Here is an 18,478-nt window from a genome sequence, read left to right on the forward strand (position 1 = left end):
CACCTTCGCCGCTCGCTCCGCCAACCCGTTCCCTCCTCTCCCGCCGCCCGGCCGGGCCGCCCCGCGGGAGACGGGGCGGTCACCGGCCGCCGGTTCGCATCCTGTGGTTCTGCCGCGCCAGCCTTCCGCTGGTTCTTCCACACCGTCCTTCCGCGCATGGCTGCGGGCCGGATCGTGCGCCGCTGCCCCAGGTCGCCCGGAGCCCCCACCCCGCGTCGCCCGCAGCCTCTCGCCCCAGACCGCCCGCGCCAGGCCGCTCGGATCCTTCCGCCCCGGATCGCTTGGGGCCCCGCCCCAGGTCGCCCCGGGGCCCCCCAGCCCAGGTCGCCCGGAGCTTCCCACCCCGGATCGCCCGGGCCCCCGGCCCAGGCCGCCACGAGGTTCAGGGGTTCTCAGGGGTTCTCGGGGGTACTCAGTGGTCGTCCAGGAAGAAGCCGTCGTCGCCCACCACCCGGGCCAGCTCCTGCAAGAGCTCCGCCCGCGGCGTCACCCAGTACTGGGCGTCGACCTGCAGGGCATGGCCGCGGCCGGGGAAGACCAGCACCACCGGTGACGTCCCCGGATGGCGCTGGCAGGCACCCCGCACCCGGGCCAGCACGCCCTCCACGGCGTCCGGGCCGCCGGCCGGCAGGGCGACCACCAGCCGCTTGCCGGTGACCAGCGGCCAGATCTCCTCCGCCACCACCTTGGGCGGGTCTTCTTCCTCCCGCCGGTCGACCCGGCCCCGCACGACGATCACCGCGTCCTCCTGCAGGGCCTCCGCCGCCTCGGCGTAGGTCCGGGGGAAGACCACCACCTCCACGGTTCCCTGCAGGTCCTCCAGCTGGACGAAGGCCATCAGCTCGCCGCCCCGGGTGGTGATGCGGCGGACCCCCTGGACCAGGCCGCCCACCTGGACGCGGGCGCCGTCCTCCTTCTCCGCCAGCTGGCGGGTCGTGGCCGTCACCCGCCGGGCCAGCTCCCGCTGGTAGTGGGCCAGGGGGTGCCCCGAGAGGTAGAGGCCGAGGACCTCCTTCTCCATGGCCAGCTTACGGTTGGGCGGCCACTCTTCCACCGGCGGCAGTTCCGTCGTCTCCAGCTCGCCCGCCCAGAGCAGGCCGGCCTCGGCGCCCGGCCCACCCCCGGCGGGCCCTCCCTCGGCCCCCTCGGCGGCCGGTAGCCGGGCGCCTGCCGCAGCCGCCGCCCCGGCCGGTTCCACCGCCGGTCGCCGGCCCCGGCCGCGCCCCGCCCCGCTCCGGCCCCCGCCGGTTCCGTTCCCGCCGGCAGCCCCGGCCAGCGCCGCCGAGAGGTCGAGCAGGGACACCTGGCCCGTCTCCCGCTCCTTCTGCCAGCGCTGGGCCCGGTTCATCACCTCTTCCAGGCCCGCCACCAGCCGGGCCCGGGGCTGGCCCAGGCTGTCGAAGGCCCCGGCCTTGATCAGGCTCTCCAGGGCCCGCCGGTTGACCTGGCGCAGGTCGACCCGCCGGCAGAAGTCGTCCAGGGAGCGGAAGGGTCCCCCCTCCTCCCGGGCCGCCACGATGGACTCGATGGCGCCGTAACCCACGTTCTTCACCGCCGCCAGGCCGAAGCGGATGGCCTGGCCGCCCGGCGCCGCGGGGTCGGGCACCACGGTGAAACGGGCCTGGCTCTGGTTGACGTCGGGCGGCAGCACCGGGATCCCGAGGCGCCGGCACTCGGCGATGTATTCGGCCACCCGGTCGGAGTTGCTCATCACGCTGCTCAAGGTGGCGGCCATGTAGGGCGCCGGGTAATGGGTCTTGAGGTAAGCCGTCACGTAGGCCAGGTAGCCGTAGGCGGCCGAGTGGCTCTTGTTGAACCCGTACCCGGCGAAGTACTCCATCAGGTCGAAGATGTGCTCGGCCAGCTGGCGGTCGATGCCCTTGGCCGCGGCCCCGGCCAGGAACTTCTCCCGCTGCTTCTGCATCTCTTCGGGCTTCTTCTTGCCCATGGCCCGGCGCAAGAGGTCGGCCTCGCCCAGCGTGAAGCCGGCCATCACGCTGGCGATCTGCATGACCTGCTCCTGGTAGACGATGGTGCCGTAGGTCTCCTTGAGGATCGGCTCCAGCCACGGGTGGGGGTATTCCACCGGCACCTGGCCGTGCTTGCGCTTGATGAAGTCGTCCACCATGCCGGAGCCCAGGGGGCCGGGCCGGAACAGGGCGACGGCGGCGATCAGGTCCTCGATGCTGGACGGCCGCAGGGCGCGCAGCATCTGGGTGAAGCCCGACGACTCCACCTGGAACATGGCGGCGGTGTCGCCCCGGCTCATCGCCTCGAAGGTGGCCGGATCGTCCAGCGGGATGTCGCGGACGCGGAAGCGAGGTTCGCCGGCCCGGGGGGAGGCGTCCCCGTCACCGGTCCCGGCCAGCACATCCCGCGCCCCCGTGGCGTGGATGATGGCCTCCGTCTCCTGGATCACGTGCAGGGTGCGCAGGCCCAGGAAGTCCATCTTCAAGAGCCCCAGCTCCTCCAGGGTCGTCATGGGGAACTGGGTGACGGTGGAACCGTCCTGCATCCGCTGCAGGGGCACGTGCTCCATCAACGGGTCACGGCCGATCACCACACCGGCGGCGTGGACCGAGGCGTGGCGCGGCATGCCCTCCAGCTTGCGGGCCATGTCTACCAGCTGCCGCACCACGGGCTGCTGGTCGTAGGCCTGCTTGAGCTCGGGGCTGGATTCCAGGGCCTGATCCAGGGTGATGCCCAGCTGGGCCGGCACCATCTTGGCGATCTTGTCGACCTCGCCGTAGGGCAGGCCCATCACCCGCCCCACGTCGCGGATCACCGCCCGGGCCAGCATGCGGCCGAAGGTGATGATCTGGGCCACCCGGTCGCGGCCGTACTTGCGCACCACGTACTCGATGACCTCGTCCCGCCGGTGGTCGTCGAAGTCGATGTCGATGTCGGGCATGGTGACCCGCTCGGGGTTGAGGAACCGCTCGAAGAGCAGGTTGTAGCGCAGCGGGTCGATGTCGGTGATGCCCAGCACGTAGGCCACCAGGCTGCCGGCCGCCGAGCCGCGGCCCGGGCCGACGGCGATGCCGTTGCGCCGGGCGTAGTCGACGAAATCCCACACGATCAGGAAGTAGGCCGGATAGCCCATCCGGGTGATGACCTCGAGCTCGTGGTTCAGCCGGTCCCGCACCTCGCTGCCGGCATTGGGGTAGCGCTCGGGCAGCTTGGTCTCGCACAGGTAGCGCAGGTAGGAGGCGGCGTCGTGCCCCTCCGGCACCTCGTAGTGGGGCAGGAGGAACCGGCCGAACTCGAACTCCAGCTGGCAGCGCTCGGCCAGCCGCACCGTGTTGGCCAGGGCCTCGGGCACGTCCCGGAAGAGGGCCGCCATCTCCTCCGGCGTCTTGAGGTAGAACTCCGGGCCGTCGAACCGCATCCGGCCGGGATCGTCCAGGGTCTTGCCGGTCTGGATGCAGAGCAGCACCTCATGGGCGGCGGCGTCGTCCCGGTGCAGGTAGTGGACGTCGTTGGTGGCCACCACGGGCACGTCGAACCGCTTGGCCAGCTCCAGGATGCGGTTGTAGGCGCGGCGCTCCTCCGGAATGCCGTGGTCCTGGATTTCGAAGTAGAACCGGTCGCCGAAGACCTCCAGGTACCAGCGGACGGCCTGCAGGGCCTCCTCCTCCCGGCCCTCCAGCAGGAGCCGCGGGATCTCGCTGCCGATGCAGCCGGAGGTGACGATCAGGCCCTCGCTGTACTCCGCCAGGAGCTCCCGGTCGGCCCGGGGCTTGTAGTAGAAGCCCTCGGCGTAGGCCCGGGAGACGATCCGGATCAGGTTGCGGTAGCCCGTCTCGTTCTGGGCCAGGGCCAGCAGGTGATAGGGCTGGTCGTCCAGTTTGGGCTCCCGGTCGTGACGGGTCCGCCGGGCCAGGTACAGCTCGCAGCCGATGATCGGCTTGATCCCGTGCTTCTTGCACGCCTTGTAGAAGTCGATGGCCCCGTACATGACGCCGTGGTCCGTCAGGGCCAGGGCGGGCATGCCCAGTTCCGCCGCCCGCGCGGCCAGCTCGCCCACGCGGGCGGCGCCGTCCAGCAAGCTGTATTCGCTGTGGACGTGCAGGTGGACGAAGGGTTGCATCGCCACCCCTCCGGTTTGCCGTTGGCCGCTCCCTGTTTCCACGTTCTCGCGCACGGCCCACGTTCGGTTTTGTTTCCCGCCGGTCCCTGTCCCCCTTCGCCACAGGGCAGAGCGGCTCCTGGTCGGCGGGGATTGCCCGTATCCTATAAAGTCAATTAGAATACTCGTCAATCGTGCGGCCTGGCGCCCGGCTTCCGGCCCCGCAGGACGTCGCCGCCTGCTCGGCGGGGCACCTCCCTCCGGCCCCGAAGGGGCGCCGGGACCGCGTTGGGCGCCACGGACACGCACCGCCCACCCGGGCGGTCCATAGGGTGGTCCGTGACACGCGCCCGGCCCGCCGGTTCTTCCCGCCCGGCCAAAGCGGGACGGGCGCCCGCGGGCAACGGGCGGCGGACGGACGCCATCCCGCCCGAAGCCCGTCGCCTCGGGAGGTGACACCCTTTGCACCGCTTGCTGGTCTTCGCCCTGGTCGGCCTGGTGGCCCAGCTGGTGGACGGGGCCCTGGGCATGGCCTACGGTGTGACGTCGTCGTCCCTGCTGCTGCTCTACGGCCTGGCTCCCGCGGCCGCCTCCGCCTCGGTGCACCTGGCGGAGACGATCACCACCGCCGTGTCGGGCCTGTCCCACTGGCGCATGGGCAACTGGCACCGGCCGACGGTCCGGGGTCTGGTGCTGCCCGGCGCCGTCGGGGCCTTCCTCGGGGCCGTGCTGCTGGCCTCGCTGCCGGCGGAGCGGGTGCGGCCCGTGGTGGCCGGGTTCCTCCTGATCCTGGGCGTGTACATCCTGGTGCGGTTCACCCTGGCCGCCATGCCCCGGAGCCAGCGGCCGCCCCGCCTGCGCCTGCGCTACGTGATGCCCCTGGGGTTCATCGCCGGGCTGCTGGACGCCACCGGCGGGGGCGGCTGGGGCCCCATCGCCACCCCGGCCCTGATGGTGCGGGGAACCCTGCCCCCCCACCAGGTGGTGGGTTCGGTGTCCATCGCCGAGTTCGCCGTGGCGGTATCGGCCACCCTGGGCTTCGCCCTGACCCTGGGGTGGCAGGGGGTGGCGTGGCTGCAGGTGGCCGCCCTGGTGGCCGGCGGGGCGGTGGCCGCACCCCTGGCGGCCTGGATGGCACGGAAGCTGCCGGCCCAGGTCCTGGGGGTGATGGTGGGGACCGCCGTGCTGCTGGTCAACCTGCGCACCCTGTTCGGCGCCGCCGGCATCACCGGCCTGGCCCGGCTCCTCGGCTACGGCGTGGTCGCCGCCGTCTGCCTGGGGCTGCTGATCCAGGCGGCCGTGCGCAGCCGCCGGGGCGCCATGACCCAGGTCCAGCACCCGGCCACGGACTGAACCGGAGGCCCAGAGCGCCAGGGCCCTGGGCCCCGCATTCTGAGCCCAGGGCCCCGGGCCCAGGCCCCGGGCCTCGCCGGCCGGGACGCCCTGCCCGGCGACACCGGCACGCCGCAACCCCGCCCATGGGGATCCCCCAGCGCCCGCTGCCTCCCCTGCACCGCCGAACCGGCCGCGCCCCGAGCCGGCCCCGCCGCCGGCCAGGGTGATCGCACCCCGCCCCTGGGCTCAGCCGGTGGTCGCCGGGGCGACGCCCGCCGTGCCCTCGTAGACCCGCTCGCCGTTCACCTCGACGGCGTAGTGGATGGCGGCCGTCTTGCCGATCATGGCGCTGACCCCGCAGTACTTCTGCTGGCTCAAGGTGACCGCCCGTACGGCCCGCTCGGGGTCGAGGCCATGGCCTTCCAGCCGGTAGACCAGCCGCACCCGGGTGAAGACCTTGGGGTGCTCCTCCGGCTCGTCGGCCTCCAGGTCGATGGTCAAGGCCCCCAGGGGCTGGCGCATCTTGTTCAAGATCTCCACCACGTCGATGGCCGTGCAGCCGCCGAGGCCCAGGAGCACCAGGTCCTTGGGCGACGGCGCCTCCCGGCGCTCCCCTTCCCGGGGCGCCCCCTGGAAGGGCACCTCCAGCCCCAGGTCGTTGGCGCCCACGTACCGGCTACCGCCCTTCCACCGCACCGTGCCGCGCTTCATCGCCATCGCCTCCTCGCCCTCGCCGTGGCCGCCACCCCCATCACCCGCCCGCCGCGGCGGCCGGCGGGTCCGTCCCCGGTCCGGCTCCCGGCCCTGCCGCCTCCGGCGCTCAGGCGCAGAAGCGGTCGAAGGCCGCCTTGAGCTCGGCCGCCACCTCTTCCGCCGTCTTGGTCTCGATGTCGCTGCGGTGCATCATGTAGACCAGCTGCCGGCCCTTGAGCAGGGCGATGGACGGCGACGACGGCGGCTGGCCGGTGAAGTACTCCCGCATGCGGGCGGTCGCCTCGCGATCCTGACTGGCGAAGACCGTCAGCCACCGCTGGGGCCGCCGCTCGTGCTCCAGGGCCATGGCCACCGCCGGCCGGGCGATGCCGCCGGCGCAGCCGCACATGGAGTTGACGACGACCAGGGTCGTCTCGTCCTCCCCAGCCTCGGCCATGGCCGCGTCGACCTCCTCCGGCGTCCGCAGCTCGGTGAAGCCCAGGCGGACCAGTTCCTCCCGCATGGGCGCGAAGAACATGTCGAGCATCTCCATGCTCACGGGGATCCCTCCCTTTCCCCTCATGGTCGTGGGCACCCGCTCCGGCGGCCAGCCGGCCGGCCGGGCGGGCGGGCTGTGCCCGTTCGTCCCGCGTCCCGCACGCCGAAGTTTTCAGATCTCACCGGCCCGCAGGCGGCCTGGCGGTGCCCGCCGGCGCAACCGCCACCCCGGCAGGCTTACGCCCCCGCCACCGGTTCCGGCTCCGGCTCCGCCGGCCGCTCCGTCACCCGGTGGACCAGCTCCACCAGCCGCCGCAGGTGGTCGACGGGCGTCTCCGGCAGCACGCCGTGGCCCAGGTTGAAGATGTGCCCCGGCCGGCCCGCCGCCCGGCGCAGCACCTCGCGGGCCTGTTCTTCCACCTGCTCGAAGGGGGCGAGCAGCACGGCGGGATCCAGGTTGCCCTGGATCGCCTTCTCCGGGCCGATGGCCTCCCAGGCCCGGTCCAGGTCGACCCGCCAGTCGACCCCCACCACTTCCGCACCGGCCTCCGCCATCAGGGGCAGCAGGGCCGCGGTCCCCGTGCCGAAGTGGATCCGCGGCACGCCCAGGCCGGCCAGCCCCTCCAGCACCCGGCGCGAGTAGGGCAGGACGAACCGGCGGTAGGCCGCCGGCCCCAGCCCGCCCACCCAGGAGTCGAAGAGCTGCACCGCCTGGACCCCCGCCTCCACCTGGGCGCGCAAGTAGTCGAGGACCGTCTCCGCCAGCCGCTCCATCAGCCCGTGCCAGAAGGCGGGATCGCCGTACATCAGCGCCCGGGCCCGGTGGAATTCCCGGGACGGCCGGCCCTCGATCAGGTAACAGGCCAGGGTGAAGGGCGCGCCGGCGAACCCGATCAGGGGGACCCGGTCGCCCAGGGCCCGCCGGACCAGCCGCACCGTCTCCAGCACCGGGGCCAGTTCCTCCCGCGGGTCGAACCGGCGCAGCCGCTCCAGGTCGGCGGCCGCCGCCAGGGGCTGGCCCACCACGGGCCCCACCCCGGGCTCGATGCGGTAGTCGACGCCCAGGGGCTGAAGCGGCGTCATGATGTCGGCGAAGAGGATGGCCGCGTCGACCCCCAGCCGCTCGACGGGCATCACGGTGATCTCGGCGCAGAGGTCCGGGTGCTGCATCAGCTCGACGAAGCCGTACTGCCGCCGGAGCGCCCGGAACTCCGGGAAGATCCGGCCCGCCTGGCGCATGAACCAGACGGGCGTGCGATCGACGGGCTGGCGGCGGCAGGCGGCGAGAAAGCGCTGGCTGGGCGTCAACGGAACCCCTCCTGGCTGCCGGCGGATCGACTGCCATTGGCGGATCTACTGCCATTGTAGCACCCCGCAGCCTGCTGCCTGCCGGACGAACCAGCCGGGGTCTCCCGTCTTCTGCTCTTGCCGGACCTGTCCTCCACGCTGGGCGCGCCCTTCGGCATGGAGGGCGGACCCATTGACCGACCCGCAATCACCAGACCAGTCCGGCGCGTTGCCTTGATCGTGCGCTTGGCGTCGAATTGGAGGGAACTGGAGGAAGCAGACTGATCCTGTCTACGTTGAGTGGGCTCGTTTCCATGCCACGACCAACTGGCGCGCAAGGAAAGCTTGTAGCAACAGGAACGAACCCCACACGATACCTAGGCGGGAAGTGTTCAGGTTGAACTCTACGTCTGGCAGCTCATACTCAGCCACGCCCACCGGTATACCGAAGAGGGTACGCCAGACGCCCACTCCTTCGGGTTCGATGGGTGGTTAGGGCCGATGACGTGGTTCAACTGCTACTCGTTTCCCATATGATCCAACAACCCTTCCCAAAAACACCGACTGTAAAGTCCCGGTCCCCACCGTCGTGCAGTGTACTGTGTTGTGTCCGCCGGGCCGATCACCCGCCCCGTGGCCATGCCCAAGCCCACCTTCTTTGCTGCGATTCCCGGCCATCAGGCTCGCCTCGGGACGGGGCCTACCACTGCACCACGCGGGCGTCCGTGAACCTCGCGATGGCGCGATCGTTGGTGAGCAGGGAAACGTCCTCGTCGGTCGTCCGGGCCGCCAGGTAGCCGTCCACGAAATCGAGCTGGCCTGCCGCATGGTGGCGGAGTCCGGCCAGGACGGCCTCTTCGTCTTCCACGTCCACCTCCGGGGCCCGGACAAACTGAAGGAGCGCTGCGACCGCCTCGGCAGGGCTGTAGCCGTACGCGCCTTCGAGGACATAGAGCGTCTCAGCCACGACGACCGGCGTGATCCGCAGCCGGTGCCCGGCGGCAATGACCCGCTCCAGGGCCCGGTCGAGGGCCTCAAGCCGCTCGTGCAGGTGCGCGGCTTGCGGGTTCGCCAGGATATGCTCCCGGGCCAGGCAATACACGACGACGTTGGCGTCGAGCAACCAGGTGCTCACGAGCTATTCCACCCGCTCCGCGGCCGGTTCCCCGCCTGCAGCCGCCTGCGCCAGGCCCTGCGTCCCCGCCTCTTCCAGGCCGTCCTTTTCGGTCCACCGGCGGGCCCGGTGCTCGCGAATGGCCTGCCGCGCCTCCGCTGGGCTGACGGGCCGGTCGATCTTGAGCACGCGGCCGAGCTCCTTGAGGCTCCGCGGCCGCGGCAGCGGGTAGAGCACGATCTCCCCCTGGCCGTTGACGTACACGAGCACGTCGTCCCCTTCCTCCAGCCCCACGCGCTCACGAATGGCCTTGGGCAGCGTCATCTGCCCCCTCTGCAGAATCTTCACGATGGCCACGGCACGATCACCTCGCGTCCCCATGCTACCACCTCCGCAGGATAAACTCAAACAATCCCCTTTGTGTTCGGAGTCTATGCATGTTCATCCGAATTTAATCTGCGGGAAAGGGCGACAGCCTCCATGGTCGGCACGCCGGCTCCGATGCGATAATGGGTCCAGCGAGGGGACACGGGTGAACATGCGGTCGGCCCGGGCGGCGATGGCACGGGCCCTGGCCGGCAGGGCCGCCAGGCCGGGCGCAAAGGGTTGAGCGGTCGCTGCGATGGCTGGAAGGAGGCGCTGGTCCTGTGACGCCACTGCCCGAACGAGCCGAGCAGTACCTCGAAACGAAGCGGGTGGAACGGGGCCTGCGGACTTCGAGCCTTGAGGAGCCCGCCGGGACCTGGCCGACTTCTGCCGCTGGCTCGGGGGCCGGCTCCGTAAGGACCCCGAGGCCTTGACCGACGCGGACCTGGCCCGGTTCGACCGGGACGGGGCCCGACGGTGGCCGGCCCACCTGGCCGATCGGGAGCTGGCGCCTGCCACGCGGGACCGGCGCTGGAGCACGGTAATGGTCCGGGCCCGTGCAACTGACTCCACCTCGTTGGGGGTGACGCAGAGGCATGGGAGGTGGACCCGAGATGCCGCTTGAGATGCTCCGGGAGGAAATCCGGAGCGGCTTCGAGCTGGATGAGCAGGTGACGTTCTCTGAACTCCGGTCGGCCGCCTGGATGAAGAAGCTGGCTGAGCGGGGCAAGTTGCGGGTTGCCCACCGCCAGGAGGTGGTGGGTGTTCTCCTGAGTCCGCAGGCCTGGGAGGCGCTGCGGCAGCTTGAGGCGTACGTCGAGGAGATTGAAGAGCGACTTGAGGAACTGGAGATTGAACGGCTCTGGAGCGACCGCCTCCACCGCGAACGCCGGCCGGCACCGATCGTTGCGGAACGCCTCCGTGCCCGCCTGCGGGGGGAGGAGTAACCGCAGGGACCCACACGCATCACCGCCTCAACAGCCTCCACTTTGTGGAACAGCTTGCGCAGTATGACTTTTTGCTCCTGAACGAGGCGGACGTGTGGAACGATCTTCGGGATCTTGAGAAGGCGTATCCGGACCCCGAAGACCATGCGCGGGCGTTGGCGGCCATTTTTCACCAGCTCAAGATGGTCCATCTGCATCAGCGGGGGATAAACCTTCGAGGACGCTTACACGGCTGGCGCCGGCATGCCTTCCAGAGTCGGCCGGCACAACGCACTCGGGCCGACCTTCGGGTCGTGTATCGTTGTCACGGTGCCTTACCGAAATTCTCGGATTCGGTCATCGCCATTTGCCAGAGGATTTCTACCAGCGATTGCAGAGACGACCGACCACGGGATCTGCACCGCCCTCGTCGTGACGGGAGGTTTGATGCTGACCCGGCCTGGGACACGACATCAGCAAGGCCTCAGCGCCTGAATGGCCCTCTTCACCCCATTACGCCTCGTCCACCCTCCGATTCGAAGGAGCTCGGCAATCGGCAACCACAGCATCTCCCCTTTCGCCTCACCATTCCGCCAGCCGCGCCGCCAGGCGCTTGAGGTCCCGGTCGTTGGAGACGACCCGGCATGGCTCGGCCTGGGACCGCGAGGCAAGATAGCCGTCCACGAAGTCGAGCTTCCTCGACTACCGGCTCAGGGCATACAGGACGTGCTCCTCGTCCTCACACTCCACCCCGGGCAAGGCGAGCACCCGCTCGACAAGGCCGGCTGCTTCACGGGGATGCAGGTCGAAGCCGGACAGCACGAGCAAGGTCTCAAACACCACGACGGGCGTCACGACCAGGGCCACCTCACCCCGGGCCACCCGCTCAAAAAGACCCCGCACCCGATCCCGCACCGCGTCGCTCGGCGCCTGATCGGGCGCAAGCAGGTAAATGATGAGGTTCGTATCGAGCAGCCACCGCTCCGTCACGAGACACCCCCTGCCGGCGCCGCGTCCCGCCATACGGTGGCCGCTTGCGGCTTGGGCTGGCTCTCGCGCCAGGCGTCGGCGTATTCGCCGGCCGCCCGCTCAAGGGCGTCATCCAGGGGCCGGCCCCCCTTCCCTTCCAGCGCCCCCGCCACCTCCTCGACGGACCGGGGTGCTGGAAGCGGGTGCAGGACGATGTCGCCGTCCTCGTTCACGTAGCAGACCATCTTTCGCCCTTCGGCAATGCCAAGCGCTTCCCGGATCCCCACCGGCAGGGTGACCTGCCCACGGCCGCCAACGCGGAGAATCGCCATGAGCCCCTCACCTCGCGCCCTCATTGTCCGCCGCCTTCCCCCCTTCATGTCAATCTGGTGCGATCGATTCCGATTTGACGACTCTCATGCGGAATAGTGCATCCCTATCGCAACCTCTATGCAAGGATGACTACAGTCATACAGGATCCGGCGTAGCCGTGCCGTCACCCTTCCGGCGGGAGGCGGATGTCATGGAATTGGTCGGTCTTCCTGGCGAATCGCATCGTGGTTCGGTTGGCCGCCAGCGGGGCGTGGGCCTTGACTTTCATCCCGTCCAGCGCCATCACACTCACCGTCCCGGGGCCCGCCCCGCCGCACAGCCGCAGCCCCTGGGTGAACAGCGCGGCCAGTTCCCGCTCGTGGCGCCGGCGGAAGCGGGCAATGGTCACGGGATCCGGCTTCTGGCTGCCAGTGATCACCCGGAAGGCCACGCCCTCGCGGCACAACCGCTCGAACCGCCGGCTCCACCGTTCGCCGACGCAGTCGGCGTACCCAGGAGCGTCACCATGATGGAAGGGGCGTCGCTCTCTCCATCCCAACCGTGGGCGCGGTACCACTCGCAAAAGGCCGCAGGTCCATTGACTCCACCGCATCGATCAGGAACCAGGCCAGACCGTCCTCGGGCAGCCAGTCGCGAAGGCTCGGTGGGAGCAGATACAGTGGGTCACGGTTCACCGGGCGGACGTTGTCTTGTCAATGCCAGATGGAAGTAACGCCATATCTTACCTTGATGCGGGGGTGCCTGCACCACGCCGCGGTATCTCCAGGAAAGCATCCAAAACACCGCGAAGCCAATCATGGCCCCGAGTACATTACACACAACGTCTCTAGAATCTATCTCTCGGAATGGAAACGCATAGCCAGATACGTTCAGGGCGAGCTGGGCAATCTCAATACCACTGGACAGTGTTAAAGACATAACAAGGACCTTTGTCGATGTTGCACCGACTGATGCAAATGGAAACAAAATTCCGAACGGAATACCCATGAGAATGTTGCCGATGCCATGACGGGCGCTCAAATAGGCAGAAAGACCAGACATTGAAATTGTTACGAAGTGCCTCCAGTTGACGCTTCTAGCCCATTCATTGTAGCCTTGGTCAATACGGATCGGAAGTAGTGTTAGGTTGATGATCAGTAGCGCATATATAAGAATAATTCCAAGAACAAATGTTCGGCCCGGGGGAGCACCCCTTTTGTGCAAATAAAAGAGCACGACGCACGCCACCACTATATATGGAAGTGCGAAGGTATCTATATCGACTAACACGTGGAGTAACCCCCTACTACACCGTTATTCTTTCCGTTGATGTAGCGAAGTTCCATGGTGTATGAGTATGACGCACTGTTTGCGAGGGCTGGCGCAGTCAATGAGGTAATAAGGACTATGACGAGCACTATTTGGAACCATCGTAGCCGCATCTCCGCATCCCCCTTACCGTAAGACTTTGGCGCCTACGTGAAGTACCGCTGTCAAGCTTACGGCTTCTTCAAGAATCTCCTGCAAGCAGTAGGATTTACTGCCTTCCTAGCATGTCATCAGCCCCCCTTCGGAACCCGCCGGACGCGACGATGCATATTGTACCGGATAATCAAGGGGAATGATGGCCTATGCAAGCGACGACGAGATCACGGGAATAGACGCAGAGATGCTGAACTGTTTCCTTCCCACATACTAGCGCTTTTGTCCTATTATTGCAGACTATTTGTGCAAAGGATCTGGTAGGGCCGGTTTACGACGCTTCAAGGCTGTAGCCCTGGGGTTGCCGGGGTGAATCCGGCCGGTGCGACATCCCCAGACGACCCCTGCCGGGCCCTCCTGGGTGTTGTCGTGGCCGAAATGGCCGGGGATACTGGGGACGAAGTGCCCCCGAGAAGAAACGCCATCTCAAGGAGTTGGGCCCTGGCCAACCCTGGGGCAGACGGCGCTGGTGGGGGTCCAGGCGAGTCAACAGAGAGGAGGAACCCTCGGGTGCGCGGCAACGAGGCCGATGTCCGGGGAATAAAGTCAGACGTACACACCAAGGATGCTTTCTGTCTTGTCGGTCGATGGCCGCACTGCCCGCCCGCCGTCCGTGAAGCCGTGAAGAACTTTGTAGACTTGGTACGGCGCCTGCTAGGCCCGGATATGGTGGGGGTCTACCTACACGGTTCACTAGCGCTCGGCGGTTTCAACCCCCGCCGCAGCGACGTGGATTTGTTGACGGTGAGCCGGCGGGATCCGGGTCCCGGCTTCCGCCGGGCCCTGGCAGCCTGGCTTCTCGAACGGTCAGGAAACCCGTACCCTTTCGAAGTCCATGTGCTACAGCTAGCAGATCTTGACCCCTGGAGACACCCCGCCCCGTTCACATTCCACTACAGTGAGCACTGGCGAGACCGCGTGCGCAACGTTTTGGCCAGGGGGCTTGATCCCCGGGCAATTATGCCCCTTGTCGACCCGGACTTGGCCGCCCATGTGACCATTGTCCGGGAACGGGGGATCGTCCTCGACGGGGAGCCAATCGATAAGGTGTTTCCACCCGTTCCGCCGGCCGATTACCGGGATGCCATCCTGTCGGACGTGGCCGGCGCACTGGAATCCGTCACGAGCGATCCCGTCTACGTCGTACTCAACCTCTGCCGTATTCTCCGGTATTTCGTCGATAGCAGCGTTACGGGTAAGGCCGAGGCCGGGGAATGGGCGGTGGGCACGCTGCCTGGGCCTCACAGGCAGGTGGTGGATCGGGTCCTGAAGGTGTACCGGGGGGAGGCGGATGCCCTGGACCTATCGTCCGAGCAGCTTGCCGGCTTCATACGGTACATGGCGCCGCGCTTGGGTTGGGGTATCGGTCACTAGACGGAGAACGCACACATAGCGGGAGGGGTGACAGTTGAGCCTGTTTCACGGACACTGACTTGATCGGGACGAGCTGGAAGGTACTGAGTCGATACAGCAACATCGCATGGGTTGGCGGTCAGCATCGCGTCGGTGAGAGGGCCCCGGTCGCTGCCCTTCTACGCGGCACCGCAGCCGGGCAACGAAAGGGTAAGGACGCGGACCCCTTGGTCACCCTCCGCCAGAGCTTCAGCAAGTTGTGGGTCAAGCAAAGCAGCTTCCACTCGCTGTCACACACCGCCAGCCCCCGACGCAGGAACCGGTCGGCCCCTCGCACGACCTTGATCTGCCCGAACACCGGCTCCACGGTCTGGCTCCGCTTCGCGTAGATGGCCTACCCTCGCCGGGTCCGCAGCTTGCGTTCCATCCGCTCCCGCAGGCTCAGCCCCTTGGGGATCCGGCCCCGCGGAGGGGGTGCGTCCTTCCAGACTTGGCGCTGCTTCCGCTCCTTGCTCGTCGCCAGGAACAGTTCCGGCCCATCCGCCGGCGCCTGCTTCACGTTCGCCTCGCTCCAGTACCCCGCGTCGGCCACGACGGCCCGGATGGGCTTGTCCACGCCCGCGGCCCGCAGGTTGGCTTGCGCCTGCTGGAGCATCGGATGCAGTTGGCTCACGTCGTTGGCGTCTTGCGTCACCGCCGCGGCCACGATGAGCTGTTCTTCGGTCACCACCGCCTGGGCGTTGAACGCTTGCACAAAGCCCTGCCGGGTCTTGAGGATCCGGCTGTCCGCATCGATCAGGAACCAGGCCAGACCGTCCTTGGGCAACCAGTCGCGAAGGCTCGGTGGGAGCAGATACAGTGGGTCACGGTTCACCGGGCGGACGTTGTAGGCCATCGGGACACCTCGGGCGACGGAGAATTCCAATCGATGGCTTCACTTAACCCTGCGTGGGGGCAACCGTGCGGAAATACCTGGGGTCGAGAAATAGGCTCCTAGGACGGCTTGGCCACGAGCGCCGTCCCCTCGAGGTTCGCCGCACCCAGATACCGTCCCAGTCGCTCTACCTCCGCCGCCACCGCCCGCTGGATGGACCGGCTCCAGCGCTCGTACGCCGGCTCGAGGGCGAGACGATGCACAACGAGGGTGCGGGTGACCTGCCGGAACTCCAGGTCGATGCGTCCCACCAGGCGGTTTCGGTACAACACCGGCATGGTGTACGGCCCGTAGCGCCGTTTGGCTGCCGGGACGTAGATCTCCCAGGTGTAGTCGAAGCCGAACAGGTCACGCACCCGGCTCCGGCGCCAGAGCAGGTTGTCCAGGGGCGGGAGGAACCTGGCTATGTGGGACTCCGGTAGCTCGCCGGCCGATATCAGCCGCTCGCGATCCTCTGCCGCCGCGTAGTAGAGCCGCTTCACCCCCTCGATCTCCACGCGAACCCACTCCCCGACGGCCACCCGCCGCTCCGCCTCCTCCCGCCGGCGAGGGGCGGGCCAACGCTGCCAGCCGAAATACGGGTCACCGGGGTCGAACAGGACCATGGCCTGGGCGTAGTGCCGGATCCTCTCCTCTGCCGCTTCGCCAGCGTCCAGTTCCCGGACCAGCACCTCCTTCGGCAGGACCCGCGCGGGGAGATCGTAGGTGCGCTCGTTGCCCCGCCGGGAGCGGACCACCAGCCGGCCTTCCTCCCACAGGTGCTGCAGGGCTTGGCTGACGGCGCGAGTGGCCGGCACGTCCCGGTCCCAGTAGCCGATGACCCGCTCATCCGAGTCGATCCGTCGCGGGGACACGGCGCCCTCCGTAGCCACCATCTCGAGGATGCGTCCCATCCACTCCCGCACGGCGGGGTCGAGCCGGTCGGCGGACACTGTCCGGAATGCCGGGCGGAAGGCGGGATACCAGCTCACGGGCAGGGCGCAGCGGGCGTGGCACCAGGCCTCGAACACCTGGCCCTCCTCGTAGAGTCGCTCGAACAGGGCCGGGCGGTAACCCGGCAGGCGGTTGAAGAAGACCAGGTGGTGGTTGCGCTCCACCACGTTGACCGGATCCAGCTGCACCGCACCGAGCCGGGTTAGGACAGCGAGAACGTCCCCGGTCCGGGCCTTGCGGCGACGGATCCCGGGCGCCGCATCCGAGGGTTCCGCCCCGCCCCCGGCGGGGCCACCGCCGCCGGCCGGATCGGGAGCCGGCGGCACCGCGGACGGGTGTCGAACCGCGGGCAACGGAGCCGGCGTGGCGCCCCCCAGCAAGCCCAGACGTTCCAGCAAGAAGTTGGCCGCCGCCTGCCGGCTGACCCGTACCACCTGCCCGTCCTGACCACCGGCGTGCCGACTCGCGGCCGGCGTCCGCCCCATCATCGCCCGCCTCCCGAGGCGCCGGCCCTAGCCGCAGCAGCGCAGCATGGGCGCCTCCCTGCCCGCTGGCGGCAGTGGTGCTGGCTGTCCATCAGGTCGGCACCTCCCATGCGCTTCCCAAACCCTTGTTCGGTGGGAAGGTTCGCAGGACCTGCCCGGTTGGGCCGTCGATCCGGCCGTGCGCACCGGCTCCTGAACGTCCACTGCGTCCGAGCTCCAAGCCTGACCCTCTTCCGCTATCCGAATCGCTCGGCGCCCGATCCCCGAACGGCTCGCCTTTCCCCCACCTGCACCTACCGAAACTTTAGGCAGTCACCGGCCGGAAGGGGGGCGCCCGCTGGGGCAGCCACGCCCAGCTTCTGGTCCGGCGCCCCCGGGCATAGGCTGGGGTGGAGGGATCCCACCGTGACGCGCCTGTCCCTCGGACATCTGATCTACGTTGCCTGCATCGCCGCGGGGATCGTAGTCGGCGGGTCCCTGGCAGGGGGGCTGGCGCGGCTGCTGTTCGTCCAGGTCCCGCTGGACGCGCCCAGCAGCCTGCCCGTGGGCTCACTGCCCGACCTGGCCAGCCGCCTCAAGCTGTGGGGCACATTCGCCGCCTTGGGCGGCACGCTGACGGCGCTGCAAAACTTGGAGTCGGGAATCCTGGGGCGGTCCTTCGGCGTGGCGGCGACCCAGCTGCTCCTCATCCTCAGCGCCTTCACCGGCGCCCACCTGGCCTACGTGGCCCTGCGTTACCTGGCCGGTTCGCCCCCCGGGTCCTGACCCCTCCGTCCCAGGCCATGACACCGCGGCCCCAGGGCTGGAAGGCCCGTTCCCCCGGCGGGCCGGACCGGCTGAAGCCGGCGGGTGCAACGGGGGCCAGTGCGAAGACCGCCCTGCGGCGGCTCGGCGGCGGGCCAGATCAACGGCCGACGGCGCCTCGGCGCCGGGCCAGGTCACCGCCTGCCGCACCTCAGCGGCAGGCCAGGTCACCGTCCCGCAGCACCTCGGCGGCGGGCCAGGTCACCGCCTGCCGCACCTCGGCGGCAGGCCACGTCACCGGCCAGCGGCGCCTCGGCGGCAGGCCAGTTCGCGCCGGCGGCCGGGATGGGCCGGCCGGGAGGCCCGGGCGCGACCTGTGGCCATACGGCAGGAAACGGCCTGGCCAAAACGGCCCGGCCGGGGCCGTGACAAGCCCGCCCCGCCCGGAGGGGGGGATCGCCGTGACCCCGTCGCCACGCCTTAGGCTGCTGGCCGCCCTGGCCGTCGGCGCCTTCCTGGGCGCCGGCCTCACCCTGCCCTTGACGGCCCGCCGGGTCGACACCCTCACCCTGTTGGCGACGGACCTTTTGCGGGAACTGGCCGAGGCGGAGAACGAGCTGGCCCGCCTGCGGGAGGAGCCGCCGGGCGCGGTGGCGGTGTACGAGACGAGGCTCGAGCTGGTGGACAGCCGCGGCCAGCGCCTGCCCCCAGCCACCGAGGTGGTCTTGCGCCGTGAACTCGAACCCCTGGCCCAGCGGCTGGTCGGCGAGGACGTCTACGACCTCAGCCCCGCCGTGGTGCGGGACCTGTTCGACGGGCGGCGCCTGCAGGTGGACGAGACCCTCTACCGGGTCACGGTGGAGAGCATGGTGCTGGGTCCCCGCACGCTCTTACGGTTGCGGATCGAGCCGGTCCCCACGACCCCGGGGGCCCCCAGCCGGGACGGCCGCTGAGACGCCCCAGAACGGGACGAACCGG

General features: G+C 69.1%; 15 protein-coding genes and 2 pseudogenes. 5 read left to right on the forward strand and 12 right to left on the reverse strand.

Annotation, left to right across the window (positions count from 1 at the left end; translation table 11 throughout):
• Positions 1–412: 412 nt before the first annotated feature.
• Positions 413–4,090: a DNA polymerase III subunit alpha gene (locus ACYQ02_RS10735; protein ID WP_460040415.1), complete on the reverse strand. Its 3,678-nt coding sequence runs from the start codon at positions 4,088–4,090 to the stop codon at positions 413–415.
• Positions 4,091–4,531: 441 nt separating this feature from the next.
• Between ACYQ02_RS10735 and ACYQ02_RS10740 the strand changes: the two genes are divergently transcribed.
• Positions 4,532–5,422: a sulfite exporter TauE/SafE family protein gene (locus ACYQ02_RS10740; protein ID WP_460040416.1), complete on the forward strand. Its 891-nt coding sequence runs from the start codon at positions 4,532–4,534 to the stop codon at positions 5,420–5,422.
• Between the two features lie 228 nt (positions 5,423–5,650).
• Here the strand turns inward: ACYQ02_RS10740 and ACYQ02_RS10745 are convergent, their stop codons facing one another.
• From ACYQ02_RS10745 to ACYQ02_RS10765, 5 genes are all read right to left on the reverse strand, one after another.
• Positions 5,651–6,115 (reverse strand): OsmC family protein, encoded by a 465-nt coding sequence (locus ACYQ02_RS10745; protein WP_460040417.1) that lies wholly within the window; start codon positions 6,113–6,115, stop codon positions 5,651–5,653.
• A gap of 109 nt (positions 6,116–6,224) precedes the next feature.
• Positions 6,225–6,650: a BrxA/BrxB family bacilliredoxin gene (locus ACYQ02_RS10750; protein ID WP_460040684.1), complete on the reverse strand. Its 426-nt coding sequence runs from the start codon at positions 6,648–6,650 to the stop codon at positions 6,225–6,227.
• A 182-nt stretch (positions 6,651–6,832) separates the two neighbouring features.
• Positions 6,833–7,903, reverse strand: a complete 1,071-nt coding sequence (gene hemE / locus ACYQ02_RS10755) for a uroporphyrinogen decarboxylase (protein ID WP_460040418.1) — start codon at positions 7,901–7,903, stop codon at positions 6,833–6,835.
• Between the two features lie 679 nt (positions 7,904–8,582).
• Positions 8,583–9,017, reverse strand: a complete 435-nt coding sequence (locus ACYQ02_RS10760) for a type II toxin-antitoxin system VapC family toxin (RefSeq protein WP_460040419.1) — start codon at positions 9,015–9,017, stop codon at positions 8,583–8,585.
• Between the two features lie 3 nt (positions 9,018–9,020).
• Complete coding sequence (locus ACYQ02_RS10765) at positions 9,021–9,377, reverse strand: AbrB/MazE/SpoVT family DNA-binding domain-containing protein (protein WP_460040420.1); 357 nt, start codon at positions 9,375–9,377, stop codon at positions 9,021–9,023.
• Positions 9,378–9,976: 599 nt separating this feature from the next.
• On the opposite strand from ACYQ02_RS10765, the gene ACYQ02_RS10770 reads away from it, so the two are divergent.
• Positions 9,977–10,309: a hypothetical protein gene (locus ACYQ02_RS10770; protein WP_460040421.1), complete on the forward strand. Its 333-nt coding sequence runs from the start codon at positions 9,977–9,979 to the stop codon at positions 10,307–10,309.
• A 681-nt stretch (positions 10,310–10,990) separates the two neighbouring features.
• Here the strand turns inward: ACYQ02_RS10770 and ACYQ02_RS10775 are convergent.
• The 4 genes and pseudogenes from ACYQ02_RS10775 to ACYQ02_RS10790 form a co-directional block, all read right to left on the reverse strand.
• Positions 10,991–11,278, reverse strand: a complete 288-nt coding sequence (locus ACYQ02_RS10775; protein ID WP_460040422.1) for a PIN domain-containing protein — start codon at positions 11,276–11,278, stop codon at positions 10,991–10,993.
• Positions 11,275–11,589, reverse strand: coding sequence for an AbrB/MazE/SpoVT family DNA-binding domain-containing protein (locus tag ACYQ02_RS10780; RefSeq protein ID WP_460040423.1), 315 nt, complete (start codon positions 11,587–11,589; stop codon positions 11,275–11,277). The genes ACYQ02_RS10775 and ACYQ02_RS10780 overlap by 4 nt, the downstream gene beginning before the upstream one ends.
• Positions 11,590–11,796: 207 nt before the next feature.
• Positions 11,797–12,264 (reverse strand): annotated as a pseudogene (locus ACYQ02_RS10785) (transposase); the annotation flags it as partial.
• Positions 12,254–12,805, reverse strand: a complete 552-nt coding sequence (locus ACYQ02_RS10790) for a VanZ family protein (RefSeq protein ID WP_460040424.1) — start codon at positions 12,803–12,805, stop codon at positions 12,254–12,256. The pseudogene ACYQ02_RS10785 and the gene ACYQ02_RS10790, both read right to left, overlap by 11 nt.
• 756 nt (positions 12,806–13,561) lie before the next feature.
• Between ACYQ02_RS10790 and ACYQ02_RS10795 the strand changes: the two genes are divergently transcribed.
• A complete protein-coding gene (locus tag ACYQ02_RS10795; protein ID WP_460040425.1) occupies positions 13,562–14,425 on the forward strand; it encodes an aminoglycoside adenylyltransferase domain-containing protein in 864 nt (287 codons plus the stop codon).
• 118 nt (positions 14,426–14,543) lie between these two features.
• Here the strand turns inward: ACYQ02_RS10795 and ACYQ02_RS10800 are convergent.
• Positions 14,544–15,203, reverse strand: a pseudogene (locus tag ACYQ02_RS10800) (transposase); the annotation flags it as partial.
• A 194-nt stretch (positions 15,204–15,397) separates the two neighbouring features.
• Positions 15,398–16,756 (reverse strand): winged helix-turn-helix domain-containing protein, encoded by a 1,359-nt coding sequence (locus ACYQ02_RS10805; RefSeq protein WP_460040426.1) that lies wholly within the window; start codon positions 16,754–16,756, stop codon positions 15,398–15,400.
• Between the two features lie 405 nt (positions 16,757–17,161).
• Between ACYQ02_RS10805 and ACYQ02_RS10810 the strand changes: the two genes are divergently transcribed.
• Positions 17,162–17,521 (forward strand): YtrH family sporulation protein, encoded by a 360-nt coding sequence (locus tag ACYQ02_RS10810; protein WP_460040427.1) that lies wholly within the window; start codon positions 17,162–17,164, stop codon positions 17,519–17,521.
• A gap of 440 nt (positions 17,522–17,961) precedes the next feature.
• Positions 17,962–18,453: a hypothetical protein gene (locus ACYQ02_RS10815; RefSeq protein WP_460040428.1), complete on the forward strand. Its 492-nt coding sequence runs from the start codon at positions 17,962–17,964 to the stop codon at positions 18,451–18,453.
• The last annotated feature ends 25 nt before the right edge of the window (positions 18,454–18,478 follow it).

Source organism: Thermaerobacter litoralis, assembly GCF_054654595.1.

What these genes read in the sequence shown, in the direction of transcription:
- ACYQ02_RS10735 (WP_460040415.1), bottom strand. Translation starts at nt 4,090, where the DNA reads ATGCAACCCTTCGTCCACCTGCACGTCCACAGCGAATACAGCTTGCTG.
- ACYQ02_RS10745 (WP_460040417.1), bottom strand. Translation starts at nt 6,115, where the DNA reads ATGAAGCGCGGCACGGTGCGGTGGAAGGGCGGTAGCCGGTACGTGGGC.
- ACYQ02_RS10750 (WP_460040684.1), bottom strand. Translation starts at nt 6,650, where the DNA reads ATGGAGATGCTCGACATGTTCTTCGCGCCCATGCGGGAGGAACTGGTC.
- ACYQ02_RS10765 (WP_460040420.1), bottom strand. Translation starts at nt 9,377, where the DNA reads ATGGGGACGCGAGGTGATCGTGCCGTGGCCATCGTGAAGATTCTGCAG.
- ACYQ02_RS10770 (WP_460040421.1), top strand. Translation starts at nt 9,977, where the DNA reads ATGCCGCTTGAGATGCTCCGGGAGGAAATCCGGAGCGGCTTCGAGCTG.
- ACYQ02_RS10780 (WP_460040423.1), bottom strand. Translation starts at nt 11,589, where the DNA reads ATGGCGATTCTCCGCGTTGGCGGCCGTGGGCAGGTCACCCTGCCGGTG.
- ACYQ02_RS10805 (WP_460040426.1), bottom strand. Translation starts at nt 16,756, where the DNA reads ATGGGGCGGACGCCGGCCGCGAGTCGGCACGCCGGTGGTCAGGACGGG.